Source organism: Poseidonibacter lekithochrous (assembly GCF_013283835.1).
Taxonomy (GTDB): domain Bacteria; phylum Campylobacterota; class Campylobacteria; order Campylobacterales; family Arcobacteraceae; genus Poseidonibacter; species Poseidonibacter lekithochrous.
On the sequence record NZ_CP054052.1, the window covers coordinates 1,849,815 to 1,861,631 of the forward strand.

The following is an 11,817-nucleotide window of genomic DNA, read 5'->3' on the forward strand; positions in this document are numbered from 1 at the left end:
ATAGACCCTTCCTAGAGAGTAAAGTCTTAGGATATTAAATAAAGTTTTCATTTTATATCATTTTTAAATTTTTCTAAATCATCTTTAGTAACTAATCCTAATTCATCAATAGCTTCTTTAAGACTCTCTTTTATATGCTTTTTAATGTTTATCTCTTCGTCTTTACCTTTTTTCTCTAAGGATTCGATAAAGCTTTTAATATCAGAAGAGTCGATTTTTCCTTTTTCTTCTAACTTATTTAGTTCATCTTCAACTTTTTCTTTTAATAGTACTCCTGCTCCAAGACCTGTAAAAATCAGTTCCTTTAACATAACATCTCCTTTTTTATTTAGTTTATAAGAAAAGAAGTGTTATTTGTATGTATTTTTTGTTAGTTTATTATATTGTTTATTGAATACTTTCTAAAAAGCTTTTCGCTACTTTTTGTACTTTTAGTTTAGAATGACTAGAGAATTCTTCTAATATTTGTTTTTTCTTCTCTTGAGTTTCTTCTCTATTATCATTTGCTATTTCTCTTAAAAGAAAAATTATTTTATTTTCTTTATAATCTTTTGATGCATTATATAAATCAATTTTTGTATAAATATCCATCAATGCTTTTATGAAATTTTTGTCTTCCTCATCTTCGGCATATTGAGCTTCTCTTGTAGCTTGAGATAAAATAAACATCAATGCAAAACTTTCATCTATTCCTAAACTAGTTATTTTATAAAAAAGCTTATGTGTTAATCCATAAGTTTCAAACTCATCTTCGTAAGCTACTCTCATATGATCGTAGACTCTACTTATATATCCGATTTTACATATCAGATAAAGATATTTATCTTGTATATCCGCATCAAAATAAGGAATAATTTCAGATAAATCATCAGGCGTATAGTGTTCTTTTTGGTCTACTATATTTTCTTGTATTTTATCAAAAGAACTGTTGTTAAATAAAAAGTCTTCGATTAGTTGAGCATTTACTTCTATGGCTTCTTTGTATCTTAATTTCTCTTTTTCATCCATATTCCAATCTGGATTATCCCAAACAGTTAATCTTTTTGCAAATGAAAAATTCATTCTATCAAACTGTTTTTTACAATCTATAAAATACTCATCTATTGGTTCAATATCATTTACAAGTTTTAAAAACTCTCTTCTTGTTCCAAAGTCTAAATATTGAATACTGTCTCTTACTACTTCGGTATTATTTGATAAATAATCTTTACTTAGATTTTCAAGTCTTTTAACACAAAAATCTTCATATTTATGTCTATTTACTCTATTTATCTCCCAAGCAATAATATACTCATTTTTTACACCCATACTTTCTAATAACTCTATAAAATTATAATAAACATGTGGGTTTTTCCCCAACTCTTCATTTGCGTGTTGATTAAAAAATGATTTAGAAGTTTCATTTATTGTTTTTACAGGAGCTAAATCAAGGATCAATGTATATATTCTAGAAATTTGTTTTTGCATATCTTTTGATACATATTTATACATATATGCTATTGAAGCCAATAATCCTTGCATCTCATCACTAGAAAATAGTCCTATCATATAAATACCCATCTCATGACCAACAAACTTCGTATCTACTTCTTGCTCATTTATAAATGAAAGTTCATTTAAATTTTCTCTAATTTTTTCTAAACCATGAGATGAATTGATACAATACTCTAATACTTCATCTGCTAAATGAGATTGATCAACTGTGTCATTTCCTACATAATAACTTGTTTTTCCATACTCTTTTAAAATTGAAGCAAATACTACAAAAATATTATTTTTATAAAAATTTATAAGTGTTTGAATATTTTCATCTTTAGGATCAAAATTTTTATGTATAACAAATGCAACACTTGCTAAATATGCACCTTTTATATCAGATCTACTTAATCCTGGCATCACTTGAACAATATCCTCATCAACACCAACTGCTTTATTGTGCATAACTGAAGATAAAATATCATCCCACATTGTTCTATCTTGTAAGAATAGGGCGTTAAGTTGTTCCAAGTCTTCTCTTGAGGTTTCTCCCCCATAGAACTTATTCATTAAACCTTGTATTTGTTTTATAAGATCTTTTTTATTTGTAAAAAGTGTATATCTTTTAAATACTTCATCTAACGCACATAGTTCATACTCTTGCGTTAATTGTCGTATACTAAACTCATCTAAGTTTTGTCCATATGCTCTAAATAACACATCAACAGCTCGTAAAGCTCGCTCTTTTGGACTAATATCATTTTTACTAAAAAACTTTCCTATAAACGATTGTCTTACTTCACATTCTAGTTGTTGATTGATAAAAGATTCTGTTATATCTGATAAAAAATCTACACCATAGTAGTTAAATCTTTTTAGTATTTCTAAGTCATTTTTTGCAGCAAAATATTTAAAATCTTTTATTTTTTTTATATTAGCTAAAAGATTTTCATTTTTCCCATATAGCACATAGTCATAGATTTTCTCACCATTATCAAAACCTTTTGTAAAAAACTCTGTATTTATTCTTATAGTATCATGAATATCTTCTTCATAATCTTCAAGCTCTTCAGACTCACCATCTTCATCTCTTATAAAAGGATAATCTTCTTCTGTAAAATCCTCTAATACTTCATCAATTTCATCAGAGAATATAACAAGCTCTTCTTCTATAGTTTTGCCTGTAAACTCTTCTTCAAATCTTTCTTCAAATCTTTCTTCTAGGTTTTCATCGATAATTACTTTAAATATCTTCGTACTTAAATGTACAAAATCTTCATCTTCATTTGATCTTGGGTATTTTCTAAGATAGTTTAAAAACTCCTCTTTAAAATACAGATAATCATTATGATTGTTTTTAAAATGCTCGAAAAGCTCTCCATTTGTATTCTCTCCATATTCCTCATCATACTGCATAAAACAAGCAAAAAAACTCTGTATACTATGAGTATAAGCAAAAGCTTTTAATATATCTTTTGTAAAACCATGTTTTTTCATAAAATAAGGAAGGTAGTCAAAAATATAAGGCGCATGTTCATCATCCCAATAAGGAATAATATATTCTGAAATCAAATGAATATATTTGGGATTGTGTAGAGCTAGAGTTGTTATGATATCGATTCCATAAACATTGCACTCGTCATACCATAAATCACTCGAATCATTTATTTTTACACTAAAAGAAATTATTTTATTTACAAACTTTAAAACTTCATCTTCCAATCCATGCTCTAATGCTTTATGGATTAGAAAACACTGTGTAAATACGTTTAATGAATTATCTATATAAGTCTCATCTGTTTTAAAAAGATTATCTTTTGATAAATCAGCTGATAAATGAATAACATTCTCTAATATATCATTGTTAAACATCTCTTCTTTTGTTATGCTTTTACCTTGATTATTAATAATGGGAAGATAGTTTTCTATCATAAAGTAGCCGTTATTTTCTGTAAATTTGAAAACTTTTGACATCATTTTACTTAAAGTTTTTAAAGAAGATTTTAAAGATTCTTTATCCTCAAAATCTACGCTTATTTCAATTTCTTGCATCAAATATCCTATTAAAACAAATTATTATTTGTTTATTTAATTATTAAACAGAATATTATTATAAGTAAATAAATAAGAGATTAATTATTGTAACTTAATGAAATTTTTATGATGAAATAACAAAATTAATTAATAATTATTCTTGAATAGTCCATATAAGTTTTGATTCATTAAAGCCTAAACTTGGGAGTTTTATTAAAATCTCTTTTTTTATTTTTTCATCTAGTTTTTTAGTTCTTGATAATATCCATAAATACTCTCTTGATGGTTCACCTATTAAGGCATATTCATAATTATCACCCAACATCAAAATCCAATAGTCACCATAAAAAGGTCTAAAAAAACTAACTCTTAATTTACTATTTGTTTCATTTGTAGTATATGCAATACCTAAAGCTTCCTTTTTTTTATTTGTATTTATATTTACACATTCATTTATTACTTTTATTTTTTTATCATCGTTAATACTATATGTGGCCTTTACATTTTTACAATCTTTTTCAAAACTATGTTCATATCTAGCAATTTCATACCAAGAGCCTAAATATTTTTCTATTTGCACTTTTTCTACGGTTTCAAGATTTTCATATTTTTTTGAGCAAGAAACAAAAAGTAAGATTATTAATACTGGTAATAGATAAAGTTTCATAATTATCCTTTTTTGTTTATTTTACAAAATATTGTTATACTTTAGTAGTTATAAAATGTAAGTTCATATCTTATATTTTACTTAACTCTATATTTGGACGAGGTTTGTTTTTGTAGTGTAATGATACGTTAATAAGTATAAAAAGCCCTTGTAGGCCAAATTCACAAATAAACAATGTTTATATAGTATATTTTCTATAAAAAGGTTAATTATGATTACTTCAAATATAAACGAGCTTGAATTATTGGCAAATATCAAAAAAGATAATTTAAATAATAAAAATATTGATTTTATAAAAGATTTAAAAGATTCTGCTAATGAAGAATTTACTACTAATAAAACTAGCAGTTTATCTTATTCGAATATTAAAGGAATAAGCATTCAAGAAATTGAACATTTATTTCAAAATGATAATGATAAGCAAATGGCAAAAAATTTAAGATTAACAACTTTATTTACAAGTGATGAGAAATTATCTCAAGCATTATTTAATACAGTATTGGGATATCCCTTTGATGTTGGATACTCTTTTTTAAATGATAGATACAATGATAAACATAATTACTTTTCATCACTAAATGGTAAAAGCAAATTATCAGACTTACTTCACGATAGTATTACGGATAGAATAAACAATAAAAGTTTAAAAGTTACAGATCAAATATCACAAGAAAAACTTGATGAAATTTTATTAGAAATAAATTCTTTTTCATTTCTTGATGCCATGAGAAATACATCAAAAGATCAGTATGACAGGTACGAGGATGAAGATGATTATTCATTTTTATATAATGACTATTATTCAAAATATAATGAACTAATTTATAAATATAAAAATCTTGAAGAAGAAAATAATAATTTTATAAAGCAGTTCAAATAAGAACTACTCTTTAATTATAGTTATTACTAACTCACCAACCTCAAAACCAAATTTCTTCATTTTAGAGTGATTAATTATCACATTATCTTCTTGCAAATGAAGCCAATCTTTTACATTTATATCAAGTGTTGAATTATTATAAGGAACTCGCATTGTATAATCAATCATTATTGTATTACCAGTAGATTTTAGTTTTGCATCACCTACAATATCTCCTGCAGTTCCTATATACTCGCCATTTCCACTTGGAGTAAAAGTCCATATTCTTCTTTGTCTTTCTCCATTATCATAAACAAAATGTTCATCTAAAGTACCAATACCATTCTTATCCCAAGAACCAAACATATCTGCTTTAAAGGTTTTAATAATTTTTCCACTTCTATCTTTTACTAAACCATAAGCTTTTAAATTACCATTAAAATATGTTTTTACATCCAAAATTGGAGTTTTGTTTTTAAAATCACTTAGTTTCATTGATCCACACCCCGTAAAAATAATAATAAAAAAAGAGATGAGTATTATATTAAAAGTTTTCATGCTACTAATCCTTTATTTAATTCTATATTCTGATCTCTTGTAAATGTAACTTGAACAAGATTCACATTCCTAGTTAAAAATGCTGCCTCACAATAACTTAAATACATTTTCCACATTCTTATAAAATACTCATCAAACCCTAATTCTTTTACTTCATCTAATTTATTTAGAAAATTTTCATGCCAAATATTTAATGTTTTTGCATAATCTTCTGTAAATTCTTCCATATGTAAAAGGTTTAATCGTGTATGTTTACTTGTTGTTTCAAGAATTTTTGAAACACTAGGCAAATGTCCACCTGGAAAAATATACTTTTGAATAAAATCTGTTCCCTTAGAATAATCTTCATATCTATTATCTGGCATTGTGATTATTTGTAATACTAATACTCCACTAGGTTTTAGTAATTCTTCACATTTTTTGAAGAAAATATCAAAATATTCACGTCCTACTGCCTCAAACATTTCTACTGCAATTATTGCATCAAATTGACCTTTTAAATCCCTGTAATCTTTAAGAAAAATATCTATTTTTTCTTCAATATTATGTTTATTAAATTTATCTTCACATAGTTTCTTCTGTTCATTACTTAGCGTAACTGTTGTAACATTACAGTTTTTCTCTTTAGCTAAATGTAATGCCATAGAACCCCATCCAGAGCCTATTTCAAGTACATTGTCTCCATCTTTTAAATTCAATTTATTTGCCAAATGACTGATTTTTCTTTTTTGAGCTTCATACAAAGTCTCTTCTTTTGATCTAAAAATTGCTGATGAATACATCATCGTATCATCTAATAATAACTTATAAAAGTCATTAGATAAATCATAATGATCTGATATATTCTTTCTAGAATTCTCTTTTGTATTTTTTCTAAAATAGTGTTTGATTTTATTAAAAACTGGTAGTATATTTATAAAACTATTTTTCCCATTATCTTCACTTTTTACTCCTAATTCATTAGAGTTTAACAGTGCTATTTCTATTAATTTAGTTAAATTATTAGTTTTAAAATCTTCATCCATATAACTTTCTGCAAAACCAACATCTCCATAAAGTAAGATTTTATAAAAAAAATCATAATTATAAAGTTCTAGGTTTACTTCCTCTGTATTATCTGATCCATAATGTTTTATAAGACCATTAGGGTATTTAACTTTTAATCTTCCGTAAGTTAATTTTGATAAGAAATTGTCACCAAATTTATGCCATAAAGTTTCCATATCAGTGTCTCCTTTTTGTATCTATTTCTTCTGCTTTTCTAAACTTTATACCTTTTAGATATAGTTTTAAAGACTGCCATACCGTTCTAATTACTACAAATGTAGTTAAAAAAGTATGCTTTAAAAATAGTTTCATTAAATTTTCTTCATTATAATGTAATGAATTTCCAGAAAAAGAAGCTGTTAACATCTTTTTATTTTCTTCATATAAATCTATTTTTAAAGATACGTTTTCTTCATCGTATTTAAATGAAAAATCATATTTTCCATCTCTATTAAAAAATGGAGATACATACATGTCTTTCATAATTTCACCCTTGTATGAATTATTATTCTTATTTAATTTTATAGGATAAATCACTCTTCCACCATTATAGTTATGCACTTCTGCTAAGAGAAAATCAGGTTTATTTTCACTATCAAATATCACTAATAAACTAATAGGATTAAATACAAAATTTAGTATTCTAGGTAAGGTGATAAATCTCATTTTTGAGCTTTCTTTAAGCTCAAACTTTTTTAATAAAGTTCTTACATTTTCTATGAAATCTTCACTAGAACCAAAATGATCTTTTGTATTAAATGAAAATAAATTAAATTTATTATTTGAAAACCATTTATTTTTTAATTCATCTAAATTCTTAAGATCAATGTCTAACATAAAAAATTTGTATGAAAAGTTATGCTCTTTTGGGTGAAATCTTTTATGATAAATCACCCCATCATATAGTGTATGTTTCATAACTCACATCCTAATTTTTCAGCTATAGTATTAGCACTCCAAAGGCCGTCTTCATGGAAACCATATCTCCAATAAGCCCCAGCAAAATATGTATTATTCACTCCATTTATTTCATCTCTTCTAGCTTGCATTTTTATTGCATTTAGATCAAATTGAGGATGAGAATATTTGATATTTTCTATTACTTCTTTTATTTCATCTGTTTCATTTAGAGAAACAAAATAGTCTTTTTTTGTGATTAAGTTTTGTAGTTTATTAATCCAATAAGATAAAGTCACATCATTAGATTTTCCACTTGTTTTATAATTCCAAGCAGCATAAATATTTTTGTTTGGATATAAAGCATTTTTATCAGTATGTAAAACAGCATTATTCTCTTTATAAGAAAAAGCACCTAATATTTCTTGCTCTTTTGGGGAACTGTCATCAAGTATTTTTAATGCTTCAGGTGCATGCATAGCTAAAATTACCTTATCATAGATATTGATTTCACCATTTTTATCTATTAAATATACTTTATTATCAACTCTTTTTACAGAAATAATATTACTATTTTTTATTACTTTTCCTGAGATTTTAGGAAGAATTTTATTTACATAATTAATACTTCCATTACTAACCGTCAGCCATTGATGCTGAGTACTAACGCCTAATAAACCGTGGTTTTTAAAAAATCTTAAAAAAGTTAGAGCAGGGAATTCATTCATTTTATTACTAGGTGTTGACCAAATTGCAGCTCCCATAGGAATTATATATCTTTGTTTAAAAACTTCTGAGTAGCTTTGTAAATACTCTCCTAATGTTAAAGATAAATCTAATTCATTAGTTTCTAAATCAATATTAGCTTGTTTATTAAATCTCACTATATTTTTAATCATTAAATAGTGTTCTAATGAAAATAAATTCTTTTTTTGGAAAAATAAACCTCCAATAGATTGCCCATTGTATGCCATATTATTTTTTTGATCCCAAAATCCAAAACTCATATCTGAATTCTCAATTTTCACATCTAATTGTTCAAATAGTTTTGTTAATAAAGGGTATGTTTCATGGTTAAATACTAAAAAACCAGTATCAACTCCAAATGTTTTACCATCTTCTTCAACTTGTGTAGTTCTTGCATGTCCACCAAATCTATTATCTTTTTCGTACAGGTCAACTTGATGTTTTTTACTTAAAAGATAGGCAGAACCTAATCCACTAATACCTGCACCTAATACTGCAATTTTCATCTGTATCTTCCTTTCTCATCTTGAGGTGTTATAATCAATTCATTTGTATTCATATACTTATTTAACAAAGTAATTATCATTTCAAACTCATCTTTTTGCATTTTTGGAGTTCTGCTCATTATCCATACATACTCCATATCATCATCAACCACTACAGCACTTTTATAGTTATTCAAATAGATAACTTTATATTCATTTGAAAAAATCCAAAAATAAGTCATTTTTAGTTTTGACATTGAGTTTTCACTTTGAGCTTTTGCTACACCTCTGAACTCTATACGTTTACCACCAATTTCATTTTCAAAACATCTATTAAATACTTTGTATTCATTTTGTTCTTTTAATTGATACTCAACAGTAGAAGCAACACAGCTATGTTCAAAACTATTATATGTTCTTGCTATCTCGTACCATAAACCACTGAATCGTTCAGGGCTTACATAATCAACAGCTTTAGGAGAATTTGAATAAAGTGATACAAAGGCTATAAGTAAAATAAATAAAGCTTTCATCTTTAACTCCTTTTGTTCTTATATTAATGATATCTACTGTTTAGGATTGTTCATATATATAAAATGTTAGTTAATAAACTAATGCAACTCTTTATAGTTTATAACAAAGATTATTGCAATAATTTTGCAGATTACAGGAAGTATTGAATAGAGTAGGGAAATAGTTACTAAAGATAAATCATCAGGATTTTTACTATCAAAACCCACAAGTTCCAATATCCCAAATGTAATTACAACGGCAAAGGCCAAAGAAAATTTTGTAATCATTGCCCAGAATCCAAATAATAAGCCTGAGACTTGATTGCCTAAAACTTCAGATCGTTTAGCAATATCTGATTGTATTGATGTAGGTATTGCCATATCTGCTCCAAGACTCATTCCTGTAAGTATTGATATAATTGAAAAGGCTATATAATCATCTTCATTTAAAAAAGGTACAAAACAAAAAACAACAGATGCCATTGTCATAGAAATTATCCATACTTTTTGCTTAGATATTTTTTTTGATAAATATATCCATATAGGCAAAGACAATACTCCAGATAAAAAATAAACAATTAGTAATATTCCTGTTAAGTCTTCTCTTTTTAAGACTAATTCAACATAAAACAAAAATAGTGTTGCAGGAATCGCATTTGCTAGATTATTCAAAATAAAAGCTATAAATATGTTTTTTGATTTACTAAAATCTTTGTAGAATTTTTTTAGTGTTTCTAGAAATGAGTATTTTACTTCTACTTGTTTTATTGATTTTATATTAAGTAGAAAGAAAACTAAAACTACTGGTAAAACCACTAATAATGAAGTATATATTAAATCCAAACTCTCTTTTGAATTTTCAGATACATTGAATAAATATGGTAATAATAAAGCAGTTAAAATACCTAAGATTGAACATATCTCCCTTGAAAAAGATAATCTTGTATTATCATAATAGTCTTTTCCTAGTTGAGCATTTAATGCAAGATATGGAATGTTAACTAAACTAAATCCAATATAGGTTAATACGGAGAAAACTAATAAATACAGTATTGAGCTACTAGAAGTAGGGTGTGTTAGAAAATAAAATCCAATTAGAATTAAAACCGAACCAATTAGAATCATATTTTTTCTTTTTATTCGAGTATCACTTAATCTACCAATAAAAGGGTCAGCAAGCATATCTAATAATCGTGCTATAAATAAAACAGCTCCTACAACAGCTACATTCATACCTACTTCATTTACATAAAAGTTTGGTAAATATATATAAAGTGGTAATCCTAAAAAAGCAATTGGTATTGCTAATATTCCGTATGTTAATACTCTTAATAAATTTTTCATGTTTTTATCTTATTTTTTATAAATATTAATATATTTTTTAATATTGGTATTTTTTCAAAAACATTTTTAGAACTATCCCAATAATCTATATGAGATATTACTTTTCCATTTTCAGCAAATTCAACTCTACTTACTCCGGTTATACTCTCAAAAGAAGATTTCTCATTCATTTTAAAGGAAAAAGTCCATTGAATATATGCTATATTTTGATTTATTGCACATTCATTAATTTTAAACTCTGGCTTATGTAAATTTTGAAACATCTCTTCATATATTTTATATAAAGCATTTAATGTATATGTTTTTTGAAAAGGGTCCTCAAAATATATATGTTCTTCATATATCTCTGCATATTTATCGATTTTTATATCTTTGTTTAGTTTCTCAAAGAAGTTTATATACTCTTCAAGTTTTTTTTCATAACTCATTTTAAAAACCTTTTAGTAATTGATAGGGATAATTTGTAAGGAAGAAGATTTAAAAATCTTAGAAATAGGGATAATTTATAAGGAAATCTAATTTCAAATTTATAGGTATCATTTAAATTATTGTATATCTGTTTCGCTGCATCTTCTGGATCCATTAATTCAGGCATATCAAAATCATTTTTTGCTGTAAGTCTTGTTTTTACAAAACCATGATTTATTATTTGTATTTGTATGTTTTTTGCTAATAATTCAGGTTGAATGGATTGAGCAAAATTTACTAATGCAGATTTAGAAGCACTATATGCTCCTCCATAAGGTAAACCAAAATAAGTAGATAAACTTGCATTAAAAACACAGTGTCCAAAACCTTGTTTTTCAAAATAGGGTATTAAAGTATTTAGAACTCTAACAGCTCCTAGATAGTTTATATTTGTCATATTCTCAAAGTCTTTTATATTCCATTCATTATATTTCATACTTTCATAAACACCAGCATTAAAAAAAACTGTATCCAAATGATCATTGGCTGAAAATACTTCTTTTGTTGCTTTTATAATTGATTCAATATTTGAAACATCAACATTAAGTAAAAGTAAGTTTTCATACTCTTTTTTTAGTTCATTTAAAGCAGTTGAGCTTTCCGCGCTTCTTGCACTTGCAATTACATTTGAACCATCTTTTAAAAATTCTTTTACTAAGTTTAGTCCAATGCCACTACTACTACCTATAATCCATATATTCTTTTTCATAATATGTCCTTTTA

At 25.9% G+C, this 11,817-nt stretch carries 12 protein-coding genes; 1 reads left to right on the forward strand and 11 read right to left on the reverse strand.

Going from position 1 to position 11,817, the window contains the following annotated elements:
• Window positions 1–47: 47 nt before the first annotated feature.
• From ALEK_RS08780 to ALEK_RS08790, 3 genes are all read right to left on the reverse strand, one after another.
• On the reverse strand, window positions 48–311 hold the full coding sequence (locus ALEK_RS08780; RefSeq protein ID WP_071625535.1) for a hypothetical protein: 264 nt from the start codon (window positions 309–311) through the stop codon (window positions 48–50).
• Between the two features lie 76 nt (window positions 312–387).
• A complete protein-coding gene (locus ALEK_RS08785) occupies window positions 388–3,528 on the reverse strand; it encodes a hypothetical protein (RefSeq protein ID WP_071625534.1) in 3,141 nt (1,046 codons plus the stop codon).
• A gap of 136 nt (window positions 3,529–3,664) precedes the next feature.
• Complete coding sequence (locus ALEK_RS08790) at window positions 3,665–4,177, reverse strand: lipocalin family protein (RefSeq protein ID WP_071625533.1); 513 nt, start codon at window positions 4,175–4,177, stop codon at window positions 3,665–3,667.
• Window positions 4,178–4,388: 211 nt separating this feature from the next.
• Here ALEK_RS08790 and ALEK_RS08795 point away from each other — a divergent pair, with 211 nt between their 5' ends.
• A complete protein-coding gene (locus ALEK_RS08795) occupies window positions 4,389–5,057 on the forward strand; it encodes a hypothetical protein (protein ID WP_071625532.1) in 669 nt (222 codons plus the stop codon).
• Between the two features lie 3 nt (window positions 5,058–5,060).
• Here the strand turns inward: ALEK_RS08795 and ALEK_RS08800 are convergent, their stop codons facing one another.
• The 8 genes from ALEK_RS08800 to ALEK_RS08835 form a co-directional block, all read right to left on the reverse strand.
• Window positions 5,061–5,594: a DUF3833 domain-containing protein gene (locus ALEK_RS08800; protein WP_071625531.1), complete on the reverse strand. Its 534-nt coding sequence runs from the start codon at window positions 5,592–5,594 to the stop codon at window positions 5,061–5,063.
• Window positions 5,591–6,817, reverse strand: coding sequence for an SAM-dependent methyltransferase (locus ALEK_RS08805; RefSeq protein WP_071625530.1), 1,227 nt, complete (start codon window positions 6,815–6,817; stop codon window positions 5,591–5,593). The genes ALEK_RS08800 and ALEK_RS08805 overlap by 4 nt, the downstream gene beginning before the upstream one ends.
• 1 nt (window position 6,818) lies before the next feature.
• Window positions 6,819–7,559 (reverse strand): DUF1365 domain-containing protein, encoded by a 741-nt coding sequence (locus tag ALEK_RS08810; RefSeq protein ID WP_071625529.1) that lies wholly within the window; start codon window positions 7,557–7,559, stop codon window positions 6,819–6,821.
• The gene (locus tag ALEK_RS08815; RefSeq protein WP_071625528.1) at window positions 7,556–8,791 is read right to left on the reverse strand and encodes an NAD(P)/FAD-dependent oxidoreductase; all 1,236 of its coding nucleotides are present in this window, start codon (window positions 8,789–8,791) and stop codon (window positions 7,556–7,558) included. The genes ALEK_RS08810 and ALEK_RS08815 overlap by 4 nt, the downstream gene beginning before the upstream one ends.
• Window positions 8,788–9,303: a lipocalin family protein gene (locus ALEK_RS08820; protein WP_071625527.1), complete on the reverse strand. Its 516-nt coding sequence runs from the start codon at window positions 9,301–9,303 to the stop codon at window positions 8,788–8,790. The genes ALEK_RS08815 and ALEK_RS08820 overlap by 4 nt, the downstream gene beginning before the upstream one ends.
• Window positions 9,304–9,381: 78 nt before the next feature.
• Window positions 9,382–10,626 carry an MFS transporter gene (locus ALEK_RS08825; protein WP_071625526.1) on the reverse strand — a complete coding sequence of 415 codons (1,245 nt, stop codon included), beginning with the start codon at window positions 10,624–10,626 and terminating at the stop codon, window positions 9,382–9,384.
• Window positions 10,623–11,054: a nuclear transport factor 2 family protein gene (locus ALEK_RS08830; RefSeq protein WP_071625525.1), complete on the reverse strand. Its 432-nt coding sequence runs from the start codon at window positions 11,052–11,054 to the stop codon at window positions 10,623–10,625. The genes ALEK_RS08825 and ALEK_RS08830 overlap by 4 nt, the downstream gene beginning before the upstream one ends.
• Entirely contained in the window at window positions 11,051–11,803 is a 753-nt protein-coding gene (locus tag ALEK_RS08835; protein ID WP_071625524.1) for an SDR family NAD(P)-dependent oxidoreductase, read from the reverse strand. Before ALEK_RS08835 ends, ALEK_RS08830 begins: the two co-directional genes overlap by 4 nt.
• Between the last annotated feature and the right edge of the window lie 14 nt (window positions 11,804–11,817).

Excerpts from the sequence above, each read along its gene's own strand:
- ALEK_RS08805 (WP_071625530.1), bottom strand. The coding sequence starts at position 6,817 with ATGGAAACTTTATGGCATAAATTTGGTGACAATTTCTTATCAAAATTA.
- ALEK_RS08830 (WP_071625525.1), bottom strand. The coding sequence starts at position 11,054 with ATGAGTTATGAAAAAAAACTTGAAGAGTATATAAACTTCTTTGAGAAA.
- ALEK_RS08785 (WP_071625534.1), bottom strand. The coding sequence starts at position 3,528 with ATGCAAGAAATTGAAATAAGCGTAGATTTTGAGGATAAAGAATCTTTA.
- ALEK_RS08790 (WP_071625533.1), bottom strand. The coding sequence starts at position 4,177 with ATGAAACTTTATCTATTACCAGTATTAATAATCTTACTTTTTGTTTCT.
- ALEK_RS08815 (WP_071625528.1), bottom strand. The coding sequence starts at position 8,791 with ATGAAAATTGCAGTATTAGGTGCAGGTATTAGTGGATTAGGTTCTGCC.
- ALEK_RS08800 (WP_071625531.1), bottom strand. The coding sequence starts at position 5,594 with ATGAAAACTTTTAATATAATACTCATCTCTTTTTTTATTATTATTTTT.
- ALEK_RS08825 (WP_071625526.1), bottom strand. The coding sequence starts at position 10,626 with ATGAAAAATTTATTAAGAGTATTAACATACGGAATATTAGCAATACCA.
- ALEK_RS08820 (WP_071625527.1), bottom strand. The coding sequence starts at position 9,303 with ATGAAAGCTTTATTTATTTTACTTATAGCCTTTGTATCACTTTATTCA.
- ALEK_RS08835 (WP_071625524.1), bottom strand. The coding sequence starts at position 11,803 with ATGAAAAAGAATATATGGATTATAGGTAGTAGTAGTGGCATTGGACTA.
- ALEK_RS08810 (WP_071625529.1), bottom strand. The coding sequence starts at position 7,559 with ATGAAACATACACTATATGATGGGGTGATTTATCATAAAAGATTTCAC.
- ALEK_RS08795 (WP_071625532.1), top strand. The coding sequence starts at position 4,389 with ATGATTACTTCAAATATAAACGAGCTTGAATTATTGGCAAATATCAAA.
- ALEK_RS08780 (WP_071625535.1), bottom strand. The coding sequence starts at position 311 with ATGTTAAAGGAACTGATTTTTACAGGTCTTGGAGCAGGAGTACTATTA.